The sequence below is a fragment of the Lysinibacillus fusiformis genome (assembly GCF_002845985.1).
In the GTDB taxonomy this organism is placed as follows: domain Bacteria; phylum Bacillota; class Bacilli; order Bacillales_A; family Planococcaceae; genus Lysinibacillus; species Lysinibacillus fusiformis_D.
In genome coordinates, this window is the sequence record NZ_PDFK01000002.1 from 220,513 (window position 1) to 239,637 (window position 19,125).

Annotated in this window: 19 protein-coding genes, 1 other RNA gene and 1 pseudogene; 2 read left to right on the forward strand and 19 right to left on the reverse strand. The window is 38.3% G+C overall.

All coding sequences use genetic code 11. The features are described from left to right. Positions 1-133: 133 nt before the first annotated feature. The 4 genes from CRI88_RS07140 to cymR form a co-directional block, all read right to left on the reverse strand. The gene (locus tag CRI88_RS07140; protein ID WP_101966501.1) at positions 134-793 is read right to left on the reverse strand and encodes a tetratricopeptide repeat protein; all 660 of its coding nucleotides are present in this window, start codon (positions 791-793) and stop codon (positions 134-136) included. 74 nt (positions 794-867) lie between these two features. Then, positions 868-1,992, reverse strand: a complete 1,125-nt coding sequence (gene mnmA, locus CRI88_RS07145; protein ID WP_058844058.1) for a tRNA 2-thiouridine(34) synthase MnmA — start codon at positions 1,990-1,992, stop codon at positions 868-870. Positions 1,993-2,068: 76 nt separating this feature from the next. Continuing rightward, positions 2,069-3,217 (reverse strand): cysteine desulfurase family protein, encoded by a 1,149-nt coding sequence (locus CRI88_RS07150; protein WP_101966502.1) that lies wholly within the window; start codon positions 3,215-3,217, stop codon positions 2,069-2,071. Positions 3,218-3,619: 402 nt separating this feature from the next. Then, positions 3,620-4,039, reverse strand: a complete 420-nt coding sequence (cymR, locus tag CRI88_RS07155) for a cysteine metabolism transcriptional regulator CymR (RefSeq protein ID WP_008181126.1) — start codon at positions 4,037-4,039, stop codon at positions 3,620-3,622. A gap of 204 nt (positions 4,040-4,243) precedes the next feature. On the opposite strand from cymR, the gene CRI88_RS07160 reads away from it, so the two are divergent. Continuing rightward, positions 4,244-5,524 carry a replication-associated recombination protein A gene (locus CRI88_RS07160; RefSeq protein WP_058844057.1) on the forward strand — a complete coding sequence of 427 codons (1,281 nt, stop codon included), beginning with the start codon at positions 4,244-4,246 and terminating at the stop codon, positions 5,522-5,524. Between the two features lie 83 nt (positions 5,525-5,607). Here the strand turns inward: CRI88_RS07160 and CRI88_RS07165 are convergent, their stop codons facing one another. The 4 genes from CRI88_RS07165 to CRI88_RS07180 all read right to left on the reverse strand — a co-directional run bounded on the left by CRI88_RS07165 (position 5,608) and on the right by CRI88_RS07180 (position 8,602). Next, entirely contained in the window at positions 5,608-6,324 is a 717-nt protein-coding gene (locus CRI88_RS07165) for a hypothetical protein (RefSeq protein WP_101966503.1), read from the reverse strand. Between the two features lie 271 nt (positions 6,325-6,595). Continuing rightward, on the reverse strand, positions 6,596-7,114 hold the full coding sequence (locus CRI88_RS07170; protein ID WP_036124364.1) for a hypothetical protein: 519 nt from the start codon (positions 7,112-7,114) through the stop codon (positions 6,596-6,598). Positions 7,115-7,324: 210 nt separating this feature from the next. Then, entirely contained in the window at positions 7,325-7,711 is a 387-nt protein-coding gene (locus CRI88_RS07175) for a hypothetical protein (protein ID WP_101966504.1), read from the reverse strand. Positions 7,712-7,840: 129 nt separating this feature from the next. Then, positions 7,841-8,602, reverse strand: coding sequence for a tRNA threonylcarbamoyladenosine dehydratase (locus CRI88_RS07180; RefSeq protein WP_101966505.1), 762 nt, complete (start codon positions 8,600-8,602; stop codon positions 7,841-7,843). Between the two features lie 368 nt (positions 8,603-8,970). Here CRI88_RS07180 and CRI88_RS07185 point away from each other — a divergent pair. Further along, positions 8,971-9,126 (forward strand): annotated as a pseudogene (locus CRI88_RS07185) (IS5/IS1182 family transposase); the annotation flags it as partial. A gap of 114 nt (positions 9,127-9,240) precedes the next feature. Here the strand turns inward: CRI88_RS07185 and CRI88_RS07190 are convergent. The 11 genes from CRI88_RS07190 to aspS form a co-directional block, all read right to left on the reverse strand. Continuing rightward, on the reverse strand, positions 9,241-10,323 hold the full coding sequence (locus CRI88_RS07190) for a DUF871 domain-containing protein (RefSeq protein ID WP_101966506.1): 1,083 nt from the start codon (positions 10,321-10,323) through the stop codon (positions 9,241-9,243). Between the two features lie 24 nt (positions 10,324-10,347). Then, positions 10,348-11,673 (reverse strand): PTS sugar transporter subunit IIC, encoded by a 1,326-nt coding sequence (locus CRI88_RS07195; RefSeq protein WP_036124372.1) that lies wholly within the window; start codon positions 11,671-11,673, stop codon positions 10,348-10,350. 46 nt (positions 11,674-11,719) lie between these two features. Next, positions 11,720-12,040, reverse strand: coding sequence for a PTS lactose/cellobiose transporter subunit IIA (locus CRI88_RS07200; protein WP_036124376.1), 321 nt, complete (start codon positions 12,038-12,040; stop codon positions 11,720-11,722). Between the two features lie 17 nt (positions 12,041-12,057). Next, positions 12,058-12,369, reverse strand: coding sequence for a PTS sugar transporter subunit IIB (locus CRI88_RS07205; RefSeq protein WP_036124378.1), 312 nt, complete (start codon positions 12,367-12,369; stop codon positions 12,058-12,060). Between the two features lie 227 nt (positions 12,370-12,596). Continuing rightward, a complete protein-coding gene (locus tag CRI88_RS07210) occupies positions 12,597-13,772 on the reverse strand; it encodes a GNAT family N-acetyltransferase (protein WP_101966507.1) in 1,176 nt (391 codons plus the stop codon). Between the two features lie 96 nt (positions 13,773-13,868). Further along, positions 13,869-14,138: an HPr family phosphocarrier protein gene (locus CRI88_RS07215; RefSeq protein WP_036124382.1), complete on the reverse strand. Its 270-nt coding sequence runs from the start codon at positions 14,136-14,138 to the stop codon at positions 13,869-13,871. A 19-nt stretch (positions 14,139-14,157) separates the two neighbouring features. After that, positions 14,158-14,877, reverse strand: coding sequence for a sugar isomerase domain-containing protein (locus tag CRI88_RS07220; RefSeq protein ID WP_101966508.1), 720 nt, complete (start codon positions 14,875-14,877; stop codon positions 14,158-14,160). Positions 14,878-14,881: 4 nt separating this feature from the next. Further along, positions 14,882-15,604, reverse strand: coding sequence for a GntR family transcriptional regulator (locus CRI88_RS07225; protein WP_036124397.1), 723 nt, complete (start codon positions 15,602-15,604; stop codon positions 14,882-14,884). A 26-nt stretch (positions 15,605-15,630) separates the two neighbouring features. Then, a complete protein-coding gene (gene nagA / locus CRI88_RS07230; protein ID WP_257982877.1) occupies positions 15,631-16,791 on the reverse strand; it encodes an N-acetylglucosamine-6-phosphate deacetylase in 1,161 nt (386 codons plus the stop codon). Between the two features lie 190 nt (positions 16,792-16,981). Then, positions 16,982-17,181, reverse strand: a non-coding RNA gene (gene ssrS / locus CRI88_RS07235) — 6S RNA. A 140-nt stretch (positions 17,182-17,321) separates the two neighbouring features. Next, entirely contained in the window at positions 17,322-19,091 is a 1,770-nt protein-coding gene (gene aspS / locus CRI88_RS07240; protein ID WP_101966510.1) for an aspartate--tRNA ligase, read from the reverse strand. Between the last annotated feature and the right edge of the window lie 34 nt (positions 19,092-19,125).

The following is a 19,125-nucleotide window of genomic DNA, read 5'->3' on the forward strand; positions in this document are numbered from 1 at the left end:
CAAGTTTGAACGAAAAATAAAAGAGGAAGGAATTCATTTGCTGAAAAATAATAAATGAGATTTATAGATTGCTTTGCATTTTGATAGAAAAAAGCAGCAAGTTCATCAATTGACACTTGCTGCTAATCATCTATCAGTTAAATCGTTGGGCAATCATATCATATATATATCGTGCTTGGTCATATTCAGGTTGTAATGTAAAGGCTTGTTTCAAATGATACATTGCATCTTCCGTTTGTTCTGTGGAAACGGCATAGAGCACGCCTAAATTATAATGTGCATCTGCATTATTCCAATCCTGCTCGATTAAGAGATCCAGTTCCCTCTTCCCTTCCTCAAACATTTCTAGCGCACATAGCACAATCGCATAGGTTAAACGAATTTGTGTATCTTCTGGCGCAATTTCTACGGCACGTTGTAAATAGGGCAATGCCAGTTTTGAGTTCTCCATACGCTCAAAGCATTTCCCCATCATATAATAAACATCTGCCCCTTCAATCTGATGTTTAAGTGCTTGTTCATACAGTTTTGCAGCTTCCGCATAGCGTTCCGCATTATAATATAAATTGGCTAAACCGTAATAAGCTGTCGCTGCAGTTTCATCTACAGTAATCGCCTTTTGGAAGAAACGTTCTGCACGTTCTGTATCCTCTAACACAGCTAACAAATTGCCGAAATTCACATAACCAATGGCATTTTCGGGCTCTGCTTCAATTGCTTTTGTAAACAGTTGGGCAGCATCCTCATAACGTCTTTCTTGAAATGCTTGAATGCCCTGTTCATTATAATTCATTTGTTCTTCACCTCTATGTAGCGAAAGACTGCTTCTAGAAAGCCAAGAGGCAGTAAGAGCAGTCTTAACACAAGTTATCCAACATATGTTAGTTTTTCATTACTTTTAAAGACTTCGTCAATCGTACCGCCACCCATACATTCATCACCATTGTACAGCACTACGGCTTGTCCTGGTGTAATCGCACGTACAGGCTCTGCAAATGTAATGTGTGCACGACCATCTGGTAAAATTTCAACTTCTACTGGTGTATCTGTTTGACGATAGCGGAATTTCGCTGTGCAAGAAAATTTCCCAGGCAATTTTTTTGTCGAAGTATAGTTCATTTTCACAGCAGTCAATGATGTAGAGTATGAAAACTCATTGTCAAAGCCTTGTCCAACAAGTAACACATTACGCTCTAAATCTTTCCCTAGCACAAACCAAGGCTCACCGTCTCCACCAATACCAAGACCATGTCGTTGCCCAAGTGTATAGTACATTAAACCATCATGTTGTCCCATCACAACGCCATCCATTGTTTCCATTTTGCCAGGTTGAGCTGGTAAATATTGACTCAAAAACTCCTTGAAGTTACGTTCTCCGATAAAACAAATTCCTGTTGAATCCTTTTTCTTGGCAGTGGCAAGTCCAGCTTCCTCTGCAATTTTACGCACTTCTTTCTTCTCAATATCGCCAATTGGGAACATCACATGGGCTAATTGCTCCTGTGATAGTTGATTTAAAAAGTATGTTTGATCTTTGTTATCATCAACGCCACGTAACATTTTCACTTCACCATCAACACTTCGATCAATACGTGCATAGTGTCCTGTCGCTAAGTAATCGGCGCCTAGGTTCATGGCATGCTCCAAAAATGCTTTAAATTTAATTTCTTTATTGCACATCACGTCAGGGTTTGGTGTACGCCCTGCTTTATATTCTTCTAAAAAGTATGTGAAAACTTTATCCCAATATTGTTTCTCGAAATTGACAGCATAGTATGGGATACCGATTTGATTGCACACTTTAATCACATCATCATAATCTTCAGTCGCTGTACAAACACCGTTTTCATCCGTATCATCCCAGTTTTTCATGAAGATCCCGATTACTTCATACCCTTGTTGTTTTAACAAGTATGCAGCCACCGATGAATCTACCCCACCTGACATGCCGACGACAACGCGAATTTGTGAGGGGTCACGTGTTTCTTTCATTGTGGTCACCTTTTCTTTTATCTAATTACAGTTGATGCTTCAAAAGTTATAGAAACATAACGTCGTATTGCGCAAATTATTTGTTAGCTAGTTTTTTCACAATTTGAGCTGTTTTTTCCGCTGCATCGCGTATATCGTTTTCCGTTAAATCTTGCCCAAAGCTAAATCGGATGGAGTTTCGTAATTCCTCTGCTCCTTGCCCGAACATCGCTACTAACACATGCGATGGATCAATCGAACCAGCGGTACATGCTGAACCACTTGATACACAAATACCTGCCATATCAAGATTCACTAGAAACGATTCTACTTCCATCCCTTTAAAGCTAATATTTAGTACATGAGGCAATGAATGCTTTTCTTCACCATTCACATGGAACGCTAGCTTTTCCTGTGTAAAAACTTCGAGCATAATTTGCTTAAAGTGATTGTATAGTGAACGCTTTTCTTCACGCAACTTATTTGCAACTTGCACAGCAGTCGCAAAACCAATAATGGCTGGAATATTTTCAGTACCTGCGCGACGTTTTTTCTCTTGTGCGCCCCCAAGAGCAAAGCTCGCTAACGGTGTTCCTGTCTTTTGGTAAAGGAATCCAACACCTTTAGGACCATTGATTTTATGTGCAGATACACTCAATAAATCCACCTGTAATTGGTTTACATCTATTTTCTCCAAGCCGTAAGCTTGAACTGCATCTGTATGGAATGTGGCATGATGCTCACGCAATAGCTCACCAATTTCAGCAATAGGCTGAATTGTACCTACTTCATTATTACCATACATAATCGTCACTAAAATAGTATCTTCGCGAAGGGCTTCTTGAACATCTTCAACCGCTACACGTCCCAATTGATCTACTGGTAAATAGGTCACCTCAAAGCCATCGCGTTCAAGTTTTTCACAAGTATGTAACACCGCATGATGCTCTACTTGTGTTGTAATGATGTGTTTCCCTTCGTTCGCACGGGCATAGACAGTGCCTAAAATGGCTGTATTATCAGCTTCCGTGCCGCCGCTTGTGAAAATAATTTCCCCTGCTTGGGCACCGATGGATTTCGCTAATAACTCACGTGCATTGTCTAAATATTTTCGTGCTTCTCGACCTGCGCCATGAATACTTGATGCGTTGCCAAAAACCTGCTGCATAGCAGTCGTCATCGCTTCTATTACTTGGCCATTCATCGGAGATGTAGCCGCATGATCGAGATAAATATATGAATTCATGTTGAAAACTCCTTTTTGATCAATTACGCCTCGACGTAATTGCCGCTGACACTTCACTTTCGCGCAGATAAACAATACGTCCATTCTTTTCAAACTAATGAGTAACAGTTAGCCTACTCTCGTCACATTCTGTGACAACGGTAACTGACCTGCATCATGCAGACCTCTCTTCAAAATCTGTGACTTTCGCCAGAGACTTTATCTTGATTCAGTGATCGTTTGAACACTCACTGAAAAAATCAGCACCGCATTCAGCTCACCCTTCATAAGTGGAGTCCTCTCCTGAATCAAGATCAGAAGCGCAAAAACCCACATCACTCATCGTAAAAATAGCCATTGCGATAAGACTATTTCACAAAATGAATGAGATTGATGCGGGCGTAGCACTTTAGCTCGAACATTTTAAATATAGAACATGTAACCTTCCGCTACATTTTCTTCTGTATATTGTGCTAGGTCTTCAATTGTCGTTGTATCTAACACATTTTTTACTGCATCGCGAATACGTAGCCATAACTCTCGTTGTGGCGCTTCCTCATTTTCAATACCCTCTACTGGTTGAATAGGCCCTTCTAGCACACTAATAACATGGGCTGCTGAAATTTCGCTAGGTGGATTCGCTAGCATATAACCACCATAAGCACCACGTACACTTTTTACTAAGCCTGAATTACGAAGCGGAGACACTAATTGCTCTAAATATGCTTCAGAAAGCTCCTTTTCCGCAGCAATTTTACGCAATGGAATCGGCCCTTCACCATAATGCTTTGCTAATTCAATCATAATCGTAAGCCCGTAACGGCCCTTTGTTGAAATTTTCATTTTATCACCCTCAATTAGTCTAGTCAAAATACTACAAACAGTATATCATAATCTCCTCTTGATGAACTCGGAAATACACCTAGAAGGATGTGATATACTAATAAATGCGATTAAAAATCGTTCAAAAATAACAATCAGCGCTTTATTTTAGCGTATAAACATGGTCGAAGCAAAAAATGACAACGACTGAAAGGGGGAACTAAATTGCATAATGAACCACTCGCTTTTCGAATGCGTCCTTTAACCCTTGATGAAATAGTTGGGCATCAGGATTTCATTGGTCCTAATACAGCCCTGTATAAAATGATTCAAAACGAACATGTACCTTCCATGTTGCTATACGGAGAACCTGGAATCGGTAAAACTTCTATTGCCAATGCCATTGCAGGAAGCTCCAAGCTCCCTTTCTTTGCACTCAATGCAACGCGAGCTGGCAAAAAAGATGTGGAAGATATCGTACAAGAAGCCAGAATCTCTGGAAAAGTACTTCTTTTTTTGGATGAAATTCATCGTTTCAATAAATTACAGCAAGATACTTTGTTACCACATGTTGAAAATGGCTCAATTGTATTAATTGGGGCCACAACAGAAAATCCTTACCATGACGTCAATCCAGCTATTCGTTCACGCTGTGGAGAAATTTACCAGCTAAAACGGCTGACAAAGGAAAATTTAATTGAGTTGATTGAAAAAGCACTAGCAGATGAAAAACGAGGGTTAGGTAAATATCATTTTGTATTAACACCCACTCAAATTGAGCAAATTGCAGGAGCCGCAAACGGGGATGCACGGAAGGCATTAACACTACTAGAATCCATTTATTATGCGAGTGATGAGGTTGATGGGCAGACGCTTGCAGCTGATCATGTTATCGAACATCTCATTAGCCGAATCGGTGTTTATGGCGATAAAAAAGGTTCACATTTTTATAATTTACTTTCCGCCTTGCAAAAATCTGTACGTGGCAGTGATACCAATGCTGCTTTATATTATTTAGCGCATTTATTGGAAACAGGCGATTTAGTGGCCGTCAGCAGGCGCCTGCTTGTGATGGCTTATGAAGATATTGGTCTTGCCAATCCCGATGTTGGTCCTCATATGCTGGCTGCCATCCAAGCAGCCGAACGACTAGGGTTACCTGAGGCACGTATTCCACTCGCAAGCGCCGTCATAGAAATGTGCCTTGCCTCTAAATCCAATTCTGCCATAGCTGCAATAGACGCTGCCATTACAGCAATTCATGAAGGCAAAACGGGTGATATTCCTCATCATTTACGAGATGCTCATTACGAGGGAGCGAAAGATTTAGGACATGTTGGCTATCAATATCCACATAACACACCCATTGGCACTTTTGGTGGTTGGGTAGACCAGCAATATTTACCGGATGAACTTGTAGGAACAGAATTTTATAAACCTGTTATTGCTGGAGAAGAAAAACGAATGGCAGGCATCTATGAAAAGCTCAAATCGTTCCATCAATAACAGCACAAAAGCAAAGTCACGATTTCCAGTACTGATAGTGACTTTGCTTTTTTACAAAATAACAGGATGGGCTGCTTTGATGATCATCCTGTAAAGCTCTGGTTATTTGCTGTGTATCGCTCTTTATAAAACAAATTTAATGGTTCTGCTACATGTCGAAGTAATGACAAAAGGGATTCTTCCCCATCCTCTTCATTGACCTTACTATGCAAAAAAACAATCAAATTATACGATTGATACAACACACTCGCGAATTCTTGATTGTTTTCTCTCACTTCAAAGCGAATTGCTTTTACAGCAATAGCTTGTGCAATTTTTTGTTCTCTTGTTTCATAGGATGGCTCTCTATTTAATTCATCATCCGTCACTCTGTATAACCGCTTTAATGCACCATATACCTCTTGGTTTCCACTAAACCGATCCTTTAACCACTGCAAGACAAATTGTATAAGAATAACTGCATATATAAGGGAAAGACATGCATCACCACGCGACTTTTTTGCTAAGCGCTGGAAAGATTCTGCTTGTGTCACTAATTCAAAAAGAATTAAACGAATTGGGTACAGCATGGCATGACCACTATTAATGTATAACTTTTCTCGATCCCTATACATTGCCAACCAAATATCTTTGACCAATGAAATAGATTTTCTTGTAGAGAGCGCTAATTGACACTGTATAAGTTCCTTCTCAATCGTTGGTTGGATAAGTCGTTGAAATAAATGCTCATCTTCCTCACTAACTAGTAAAAGCGGTTTTTCCAAATTCGCCAAATCTAATTCTATACCGTTTACAATCATTGCCTAGCCCCCTTTCAATAAGTTCTTACAGTGTTGAATAAAATGATCATAGGAGAACCCATTTTTTAACTATAATTCGACAAAAAATCATAATTCCCTTTAAGTAAAATGGTCTTTTTTTACTTTCCAAATAACAAAAAAGAACCCACGAAACAAAACGAAGCAAGTAAATCCACTTTTTTCTAGTATAGAAAAACGAGAATTACTTACAAAAGTTACGTAGATTCTTGTCGTATAGGCTATTTTCTGAAAATAGCTAGTCTAATAATGTCTAGGCTGTCAGTTCTTCATCAACAAATGCTTTGAACTGTTCCAGACACTGCTTCACATCACCCTTTTGTGCAAGCACTTCATTGCGTATCGTTGTCATTTTTTCTTCATCCTCTAGCACTTCCGTTAAGAGAGCAAAGATATCTGTTAATAATAATTCATTCTCTTCCTGTTCAATTCCCGGTAAGGAATAAGCTGCTATTGTTAATAAACGCTCCACTTTTTCAGGTGTTTTTTGCAAGGCATTCGAAGAATAATAGGTCGATGCAGCTAAAAAGTAACATAATTTTGCACAACAATCGATAAACAAATGCCAATACGTATTTGCGCTTGGTAATTCCCCTGATCGATGATCAACATACTCTTTATAATAAGTTGTTACTTGACTATATAAAGGATTCAACCCTCTCATAGCTTTCGGATAATTATTAGATGTATCCAAATAGTCAAATACAATGGCATTCATTTTCTCTTGAAGTTTGACAATATCTAAATGATCACGAATTACTTGAATTTCCATTTTCCCACTCTCCCATATGTCATTTGCTGTTTTAACTTCCTGGCTATTTACTAAGTAGCTCGGAGCATCCCAAACAAACTGATCGATTATCTAATGGATGATTTAAATTATATCAATAAACTATATGGAGTAGTGAGGACATGAAAAAAATAAGACAATTTCGTGAATTAATAGCATTTTATGTACATAAGACGAACTATTTTGGTAAAATTATACCCTTTGTACATAATCATCAAATAACCAGGGTTCCTTTGCCCGGTCAACAATTTCAATAATGCTCCCCTGCATATATTTTTTAATGCGCTTTTGAGGTATATAAAAATAAGCATTGTTCATAATTAACCATTCACTTAATGTTACATTATTATCTGCTTGATGACTCGTTAAGATTTTCTTATGCCGCAGAACATCCGCCATTTTATAAAAACCATCGGACAATTCATAGGCAGATACATCAAAATTAAAAATGGGGCTGACTACTTGTCCAACATCAAAAATATGTATAGTTTGCTTCTCTTCATCAATCGCTATCTCTACAGTGCTAATTTCATCGAAAAGATTTAAACCTCTATATTCCATTTGATAAATTTTTTCCATCTGTATGCGCCTCCTTTTTTCAACGGTCTAATTGTAACATAGAAAAAGTAGCTACTTCTCAAAACAATGAGGCAGCTACTTCTACGAAAATAATCCATTATGCTGTTTTTTTAAAATAATTCTCTGACATTATCCTTGTACGCGCGTAATTTTCACATCTTTTAAGATGGTATTGACTACCCAGCTCGCCGCAATTAAACCTGCTACGGACGGTACAAAGGCATTGGATGAAGGTGGCATTTTTGCCTTACGAATTGCCGCATCAGGCTTACCAACATGCTCTACGACATCAGGACGTACAACAATTGGACTTTCATCAGAAAAAACAACTGTTACACCCTTATGAATACCCTCTTTACGAAGCTTTGTACGAATTATTTTTGCTAATGGATCTGTATGTGTTTTTGATATATCCGCAATTTGGAAACGAGTAGGATCCATTTTATTTGCTGCACCCATACTTGAAATAATAGGGATATTACGTTTCAAGCATTCCTTCATTAGATGAATTTTGTACATCACTGTATCGCTTGCATCAATGACATAATCAATGCCTTGTGCGAAAAACTTTTCATAGGTTTCTTCCGTGTAAAACATGTGCATATCAATGACTTCACATGCTGGGTTAATATCTGCAATGCGCTCTTTCATGACAGCTGATTTAGATTTGCCTACAGTTGATAGATATGCCACTAGTTGTCTGTTGACATTTGTAATATCGACATTATCCTTATCAACTAAAATAATGCGACCGATTCCACTTCTTGCGCATGCCTCAGCTGCAAATGAACCAACACCACCTACACCAAGTATGGCAACCGTTGTATTTTTTAATTTTTCGAGACCCTCTGTTCCTATAGCGAGCTCGTTACGTGAAAATTGATGTAACATCCTGACACTCTCCATCTGTGTATTTTATTAGTAAACCTAGTTATATACTAAGATAAAATCAAAATCTATCTTACATTTTATCATGTTATTGTTCAAGAGAAAAATATAAAGAAAAAAATGAAGATTGCCTACTGAAAACCATCCAAATAAAAGTAATTAAACAAGGATTTTAAAATAAAGTTGGAATGCTTCCTTGGCATTATTGTCTAAAGGGAAACGGTTGATTCCACTCCAAGCTGATACTTTCCACATGCGGTGTCGAGCTACTTTCCCCGCAGGAGTCACCGTCCTTCGCTACATTCAACATCTATATAAAGTAACTCCATCCATATATGTTGATGAAAAGTAAACTTTTGAAGTGAAAAACGATGCTGACGAAGAATAAAATCAACGAATGTAAACAATTAGAAATGTTTACGATTGATCAATTGGTACGACAAGATCATTAAGTGCGAAAATTAGAGGCCACTATTAATTTTTCGTTTATTTATCCATTAGTAGAGAACCCCTATTCTGATTATGGATTGGTTTATCAAATATTGAACAAAGAAAGAAAAATGACAAAAGCCATCGAGAGTGAACTTCTCGATGGCTACAAGTCTGTGAGATTGATGACTCAATCCCTTTCTCACCTTTTTTCATTTTGTAAAGCCGAATGATGCCCATGGTTGAATATGTGCTAATAAAAATTGTTCTTCCTCAACAACGCTAGCGATAACATTGCTCGACCCGGCATTTGGGATTTCTTTTAGAACAATTTGTAGCTCCCCCTTATAACGAACATCCAAATTATTATCAATCGTGATATCGCCTCTTTTTAATGGTCGTGTATCATGCACAGGAAAATCTCCGTTTTTATATTTAACCCGAGATTGTGTACTACGAATGACATACTCAGAGACATCCCCTCTATTAAAATGGGGCTCTTTAAAAAGAATCGTTTCCTCTAAAACACTCGTGTCTGCTGACGGGACAACCTTTATTTCAAGCTTATTGCGATTTAATTGACCTAACGCACGTATTTCCTCCTCTGAGGCATACATATTGCCAATAATACAATCATCAATGAGCCCTGTATGCCATAAATCTTTCGCTTGTACAGTGATAGGAAGATGACGATGCTCCTCTAATGTAGGTAACCCGTACTCCGTTTGCTCCCAAGGCCCAAATTGACCATGCTGCGAGGAGATCATCGCGGCAGTTCTCAAGTTGTGTGCTTTAAAGTGTTGGGATGTTTGTAAAAAGTGCTGACGAGATAGCCCAGTAAAGCGTCTTGGATAAAAATTATGACACCCGATAATGTTCTCTTTATTGGGCTGGTAAGAAACAATATTGTCTACATATTTCGTCCCGTTACTAATGTTTAATTCTATTTTTAGATTACTTGCGTCAAGTGACATCAACGCTTCTTCCTGACCAGAAAATCCCATATCTAAACGTAAGGCTGCCAAATAATAATGTTCCTTCAAATAGCCAATATCTTTAAAGGTTAAGCCTAAATCATCAAAAACAGCTGGTGCGATATCAGCCGATATGTCAAAACCAAGCTGCTGCGCAAAGGCATTAATTTGCTGTAATTTCTGACGCTCCCCCTCCTGTTTTAATGACATCAAACAGGTAAAGATCCGATCAAAGCCATTGTCATGAGCAAGTTGAACATAGCGCTTCATTTCGTCTAGTGTACTATGCTGTGGATATAGCGAAATTCCTAATCTTCTCACTTCAAACCCTCCGTTAATTGACGCTTATACTTCTACTTTTTCCCCTTGGGATTCCACAACAGATTGTTCGCTCTGTGCTGCTAAAGCAGCCTTTTGTTCATTCTGTCTTGACAAGCGATTAGCCATGGATAAAAATGGTAAATAGATACAAATAGCTACAACAATTAAGACAATACTCAGTACAGCTCCACGCCAAGATTGCGTGACTAGGAAACCATTAATAATTGGAGGCGTCGTCCATGGAACAGCAATCGTTGCTGCTGGCACCCAACCCCATTTTGTTACAAAGAAAGCAATTGTCACATTGACCATTGGTGTCAAAATAAATGGTACAAATAAAATTGGATTTAAGACAATTGGTAAACCAAATAGTAATGGTTCATTAATATTAAATAATCCGGGAGCAGCGGATAATTTACCAACCGTATTATATTGTTTGTTTTTACGAGCAATAATGAATATTGCGATAATTAAAGCGATCGTTGTACCTGAGCCACCCATATTAATAAAAGCGTCAAAGAACGGTTTGTTAATAATGTAAGGTGCGACTTTTCCAGCAGAAATGGCTGCAACGTTAGCATCAATTGCTTGTAGATTAATCGATTGCATAAACGGCTCGATAATATTTGCCCCATGAATACCAAATGTCCATAAAAATGTTGGAATGAAGGCTAAAATAAGTCCAGCTACCCATGTATTTGTTAAGCCCATAAATGGCTCTTGAATCGATGAATAAAACGTTCCAATAATATCAGGTATATCAAACCCAGCAGAAATGATCGTACGAACTAATGCTAATAAACCAATTGTTATAATTGCTGGAAGTAATGCTGCAAATGACTTTGACACAGCGGATGGCACACCTGCAGGCATTTTAATTAAAAGCTTTGGATTGCCAGATAAACGAGAAAATAGTTCTGCGGAAATTAAAGCGGTAATGAGGGCAACAAATATTCCTCCTGTACCTGTCGTTAAACCCGTTAATCCCCCTTCACCAAACGTACCAAATGTCATATAACTGGCAAGCCCTATTACCCCACCAGATAATGCATCCTTGTCATAGCTTTTTGTCAGATGATAGGCAACACAAAAGGCTAATAATAGAGAGATAATTCCAAATGTCGCTCCCCAAATATTCCCCCCAAACTGTGTCCATGTCTCATGCTTCCAAATGGCATCGAGTGCATTTTGATATAATTTAATGGGCAAATTGTTAATAAGTACAGCTAATGATCCAACAATTGTCAACGGCATGATCGTAATAAAGCCGTCACGAATAGCAACTAAATGACGCTGATTCCCAACCCTAGCAGCAACCGGTACAAATTTTTCTTCTAAAAAACGGAACATCCACATACACTCCCTTTGCTTTTTATTGTGACATCAAAATTTGATGTTACTCCCCTTTGATTCGTTCATATAACTCAATCATTTCTTGCGCTAAATCGCGAAAAGTAATAGCATTCATTAAATGATCTTGCGCATGAATTAATAACATGGAAACCTCTACTTTTTCTCCCCTTGCTTCTTGAGACAGTAACCCCGTTTGAGCATGATGTGCTTCAATTAAAGACTCATTTGCTAATTTAATTTTTTCTTTTGCTTCCTCAACTTGCCCCTTTTTTGCTAGCTGAAGAGCTTCCATACACTCACTTTTCGTATTGCCACTATGCACAATAAGACCCATAATGGACTCCATTAATGCTGCTTCTCCCATTCCCTTTAACCCCTTTTTCATCCAATTAAGTGTAGTGCTTGCTTCAGGACATTTTCACCATTCATCATGCCATAATCTGCCATATTGATGACATCGATTGGAAAGCCCCTATCCTTGAATTTTGTTTCAAATGACCCCTTTAAATAGCGAACCTGAGGACCTAATAACAGCACATCCGCTTTTTTCGTCGCTAATACTTTTTCCACCTCACCTTCAGCAATGGCATAAATATCAGCTTCAATATTTTGCTCTTGAGCAGCTTTTTGCATCTTAGATACTAATAAACTAGTACTCATGCCCGCTACACACACTAACATAATATTTTTCATTCGAAACACTCCTTTTTATGTTTTTTTGATTGTGTAATCGCTTACTTATTTTGAGAATAGCACCTATTGGTATATACCACAATACACTTTTTACATTAATTTTATATCCGTGTAATTATTTACAAAATTGGGCTACTGTTTTTTATAGCAACATAAACGATTCTACTCAACTGGTATAGTCCAGAAAAAAATCCAAAAAAATTTAAAATTTTCAAACCATTTAGTGCTTAAAAATACTCATAAAATGCTGGCTTTTCAGTAGGCAATGCCCTTTGCCATCGTTGTAGAGTCTTTTCCACTGTCGATTGATTAGCATAGACAACAGCCTCTTTGACGGAAAGATAACCAACCATCATTGCAGAAAAAAGATTAATTGGTAGTGTTAACATATGCTTGTCAGAGACCGAATTTGTCTCAATTATGGACACTTGACCATTTTTATTTATTTGATAGACATGCTCATTCCAATGACAAAATGAATCGTCAATACGTATCGTCAATGTTTCTGTGATATCTCCCCATGGATATTGCTGCATAAAAGCTGCAACGTCTACGACTCTAACCATCACATCCTGTATGACTTCCCTTTTGAATTGCGGCTCTTTGAAATAAAAACCAAAGGGATAATGATTGCTAGTAACACCTGTAATTTGATCGACACTTGCTGCATGTGACGTAATATAACGCCATATGGCTTGCTCCGCTAAATAATTAGCTACAATAAAGTCTTGAATGACAAACGTCCCCTGCTGAATGGTATAACGAATATAGCCCTCTATTTTATCTGCTTGAAAATAGGCTGCAAAATGGCTGTCAGGGCTCCTTCTCTCAATTCTTTTCCACCAGGCATCATCTCTTACCATACCTCCATTTTGCAATATTGCCATTATATTATGAAAATCCTTTATTTCCTTGAACAGCTCAGGCTCAACCCATTCAAAGCTCATCCGTTTGACGATATCCAGTTGTTTCCCAAACGACGGAAATTGTGCTTGTGGGATCGTGTAATGAAGCTTCTCAAAAAATAATTCCCAACCAAAATGTCGATAGAAGGACACAGAAAAAGGCGCTAAAACTGAAATGGTTTGCCCATTATCACGCATTTTTTGTAGGGCTTCTATCATGAGCCTTTTAATAATCCCTTGTTGTCGGTACTCAGGATATGTTGCAACAAAGCCGATTCCGCCCATTTTATAAGGAACACCATGAACCGTCATGTTGAGTGGCAATATTAAAAGTTGACCGACAATCTTTTTATGATCATAAGCTCCTAATGTCGTACTCTGCTCTATCCAATAATGAAAGTCCTCTCGTCGAGCCCCTGTGTATTTATTCGGAAAACAATAATCTCTTAATTGATGAATCTGCCTATAATCATTAGGCGAGACGATGTGGATATCCATATAATCACCCCTATTTTAATTCTAAAAATTCAGTTATTTATAAAAGATTCTTCTGCAGTGAGATGAAAACAATCACTGCAAGAATCTTTTGTCCTCTTAACATTCTTCTCCTATTTCTTTTGACACCATGATTTCTGTTACGGTTTGAAATAATTTTTCAATATCTGGACCAGCCGCTGAAATTTCTACTATACTACCAGGTGTTACACCCAATGACATAACGCCCATAATAGACTTTAGATTAACAGATTTTCCCTTGTACGTTAATTGAATATCACTTTCGAATGGAGTTACTGCAGTTACTAGTAGTGCAGCAGGTCTGGCATGAATGCCCTCAGGTGAAGTAATTTTATACATTTTTTTCATTTACGATGTCTCCCCTTTTTCATGTAAAATCTATACGATGTTGATAGTTGGCCATCATTGTTTCATTATGCGACCAATCCGAGTCAACATTATTGCTGACAAAAATAGGTAACTCCTTTGTCGTCTTTGCTATTATTTCGATGACTTCGCTGAACAAGGCGTTTAATAATAAGGAACCAATGACAGTAGAAGCTGGCGCATACTGCATTTCATGTAGATGCAAAACACCATCTCCAATAGGGATATGTGTATTGATCACAAAATCTACCACGTCTTCAAGCCTGTGCCCACTGTGATGACGTGCAACCTGCTCTCTATAGAGGAGCGATTGTAGAGATAACACGTATACCCCTGACTCCTTTGCCAACAAAGCAGCATCTATAGGGACCGCATTTCTCCCTGAAGTTGAAATGACAATGCAAACGTCATTTTCACGAAAATCAAACTGTTCCTTATGTTGTTCAATAATAGTGGGATCCTTCTCATTGATTGAGGAAGCTAGTGCTCCAGCATGTAATGCCAAAGGTTCTAGAAAAATCGGACGAACAGGTACTAAACCACCAGCTCGATAAAAAGCCTCCTGCGCTAATAGCTGAGAATGGCCGCAGCCAAATAATTGGATGATTCCACCTCTTTGAAGACGTTGAACAATGATTTGTGCTGCTTCCTTTAAATGAACAGTCTCCTGCTCCTTCACAATCTGGATGAGCTTTTCGATTTCAGAAAAATATGCATGCATATAATCACCTTTTAATTTCACTTATAAATTTATAGCGATCAGCTCGATACGTACTGCGTACAAGCTCAAATGGTTTACCGTCCGATAAATAACTCGTACGTTTGATAATTAAAACAGGTGCTGTTTGATTTATCTGTAGAAATTTACTATCTTCTTTTGAGACAATGGCTGCCTCCATTTGCTGTACGGCATTCCCAATCTTTTGATGGAACTTTGCTTCGATTAAAGCATAAAGCGAGCCCATTATTTGCTTTTCATCCAACTCTGGATAGATTTTGACTGGGATATACGTTCTTTCAATCGCCATTGGCTGAGAATCGGCATTTCTAATTCGCACCACAAAGAATACTTCTTCTCCAGGCTCAATCATTAAATCTCTTGCAATATCCACTGGTGGTATGATTTTTTCAAATCGTAACACCTTACTGCTTGGTTCCATTCCTCTAGCGCGCATATCTTCCGTAAAACTTGTTAAGCCCTTTAATGGCTGCTCCAATTTGGGATTAGCAACATAGGTACCTCTCCCTTTTTCTCGATATAACAGACCGCTGTTTACGAGATTGGTAATGGATTGACGCACAGTCATTCTACTAACATCAAATTGTGCAGAAAGTTCACGTTCTGAAGGTATCGTCTCACCAATTCTGTATTCTTCTAAATAAATTCTTTGTTTAATAATCTCTTCTATTTGTATATAAATAGGTATATGAGAATTTTTCTCTAACAAATCTTGCACCTTCCTTATCGCCTCTTTTATGATTTCTCAAATACAACTTTACCTCGACAAATCGTTTTTTGCACATTTAATTGTTGATCTAGCAAGACAAAATCTGCATCAAAGCCTTCTTCAATTCGACCTTTCATGGGAAGCTGCAATTGTTCAGCGGCATTCGTAGAAGACATGGCGACTATTTCTTGTAAGGAACAATTCGTAATGGCCTTCATATTTTTAACCGCCTGTTCCATTGTTAACACACTGCCAGCTAATGCTCCGTTCGCTAAATGGGCTCCTTTTTCACTTACATACACCGTTTGCCCACCTAAATCATATTCACCATACTGCAAGCCTTTCGCTCGCATGGCGTCCGTAATAAGAATGATCCCCTTGGCACCTTTTGTCCGATAGGCTAGCTTGACTGCTTGAGGATGACTATGCACACAATCAACAATTAATTCCACTTTGATGTTATCTTCTAATAATACCCCACCAACGACACCTGGATCACGATGATGAAATGGTCGCATTTGATTATATAAATGAGTGGCTTGACTTATACCTAATGATACTGCTTGATGGACTTCCTCTATTGTAGCATCTGAGTGACCAATAGACGGAATCACATTAAAGTTCTTTAATGCTTCAAGAAATGTGAATCCACCTTCTATTTCTGGTGCGACGGTAATTTGTTTGATACGATAACAGCTCATTTTTTGCCAATTAGCAAATTGTTCAATCGTAGGACTAATCATGTATTCTTCTGGCTGTGCACCTGCACGTATTTTCGAAACAAATGGACCTTCAACATGAATGCCCAGTAAAACGGCTTCTCCTTCTTGCTGTTCAAATTGCGCCACATTGACTAAAGCGCTTTCAATTTTGGCTATAGTTTGTGTCATAGTTGTAGCAAGGAAACCTGTAACGCCTTCTTGCACTAAGGACTGTGCTATTTCATGCAAAGCTAATGGACTAGCATCCATCGTATCATGCCCAGCTGATCCATGAATGTGCATATCAATATAGCCAGGGAGCAGTAGCCAATCATGATTTTGCCCATCAATACGTTGCACTGCCTTTCTTGACAAACACTGCCCTATTTGAATGATCTTACCATCTTCTATATAGACGTCACCCTTAAACGGCTGATCATCAGGATTAATAATCCTAACATTTGAGATTAATAATGTGTCCTTCAAACTTATCACCTCCAACCTTTTTATGAACGCTCTCCAAAAGGTATAGTTGTCTATACCAATTATATGCTCGTTCATCTAAAATAAAAAGTTATTTTTTCATATTTTCAAAATTTTTCTATAAATCTTTCTTTTAAAAATTGGCAACAAAAAAGGAGCTACTCTCAAGCTCCTTTTTAATCCTATGTATAGGACGAATCCCAATTGTGCCGTAATGCCAAGAAACATTCGTTTTGAACCCGCAATTTGCAGGGGGGTGCCCGCTTTGCAGCTTTAAACGTCCCGCTCCGCTAGGGGCATGTTTGCGACTACAAAATGAAGGCTCCCGATTCGATAGTGTTCGGTCAAAACTGTGAAGTAGATTTAGCAGTTAGACAAACACATCAGGATTCGTATTACAGTTATCATAACACCACTTTTCTGATAATTCAAACGATTTTCTCTCATAATCTATATTTTCCTGAAAAAACACAAAAAAATACCTAGATTCTCAACAATATTTGCTAGGAAATCCAGGTATTTTGTTTTATTCATTATTTTTTAAATGGTTTGATGGCTAAGCTTAATTCACTTAGTTGCTCTGGTGATACTTCGCTCGGTGCTTCTGTCATTAAGCAGCTAGCACTTGCTGTTTTCGGGAATGCGATAGTATCACGTAAATTCGTACGTCCTGCTAGTAGCATCACAAAGCGATCAAGACCAAAGGCAAGACCTGCATGTGGTGGCACGCCATACTCAAATGCTTCTAATAAGAAGCCAAATTGCGCTTGTGCTTCTTCTTCTGTAAAGCCAAGTAATTCAAACATTTTTTCCTGTAGGTCACGTTCATAGATACGTAATGATCCACCACCAAGCTCGTAACCGTTTAATACGATATCATAGGCTTGTGCACGAACTGCTGAAGGATCTGTATCCATTAACGCTATATCTTCATCGAACGGACGTGTGAATGGATGATGTGCTGCATAGTAACGTCCATCTTCCTCAGAGAATTCAAATAATGGCCAGTCAGTAATCCAAAGGAAAGCAAATTGTGATTCGTCAATCAAGTTTAAATCTTGTCCTAATTTCGAACGTAATGCCCCTAAAGAAGCTGCAACAACAGGTGCCTTATCCGCCACGAATACAAGAATATCGCCAACTTCTGCTCCCATACGTTCGATTAAAGCTGCTGCTAACGCTTCGTCAAAGAATTTCGCGATTGGGCCATTTAAGCCTTCTTCTGTAACCTTTAACCAAGCAAGACCTTTTGCTCCGTAAATACTAACGAATTTTGTTAATTCATCCATGTCTTTACGAGAATATTTGTCCGCTGCTCCTTTAATATTGATACTTTTCACTTGTTTTCCTTGTGCAACAGTATCTGCAAATACTTTGAAATTACAGCCTTCAAAAATATCATTTAATGCTACTAGCTCTAATCCAAAACGTACGTCTGGTTTATCTGAACCATAACGATCCATTGCTTCTTGATACTTCATACGCTGGAAAGGTGCAGGGATATCGATTCCTTTTACTTCTTTCATAACAGCTTGAATTAAGCGTTCATTCATTTCTAATACTTCTTCTTGTGTTAAGAAGCTAGTTTCAATGTCCACCTGTGTAAACTCTGGTTGACGGTCAGCACGTAAGTCTTCATCACGGAAGCAACGGGCAATTTGGAAATACTTTTCAAAGCCTGCAACCATTAATAATTGTTTAAACAATTGTGGTGATTGTGGTAATGCATAAAATTCACCCTCATGGACACGGGATGGTACTAAATAATCACGGGCACCCTCTGGCGTTGATTTTGTTAAAATCGGTGTTTCTACTTCTAAGAAGCCTTCATTTTGTAAGAAGTTACGGATTGTACGTGTAACATCAGAACGCATTTTGAATGTATCGAACATGACTGGACGACGTAAGTCCAAATAGCGATATTTTAAACGTAGGTCTTCTGATACATCTGTGCGATCTTCAATTTGGAATGGTGTTGTTTTGGCCGTATTAATTACGATTAAACTTGTTGCTTCTACTTCAATTTTACCGTTTGGTACATTCGGATTAATTTGATCCTCTGTACGAAGGATAACTGTTCCTTCCACTTCAATCACATATTCACTACGTACTTTATCCGCTAGTGCATGTGCTTCAGCCACGTCTGGACTAAATACGACCTGTGTAATTCCCGTACGGTCACGTAAATCAATGAAAATCAAACCACCAAGGTCACGACGACGCTGCACCCAACCTTTTAATACGACTTTTTCGCCTTGTAACGCCTCTGATAGCTCGTTACTAGCATGTGTTCTTGTAGCCATTGTTAAATTCCTCCAAAATATCTTCAATTTATGT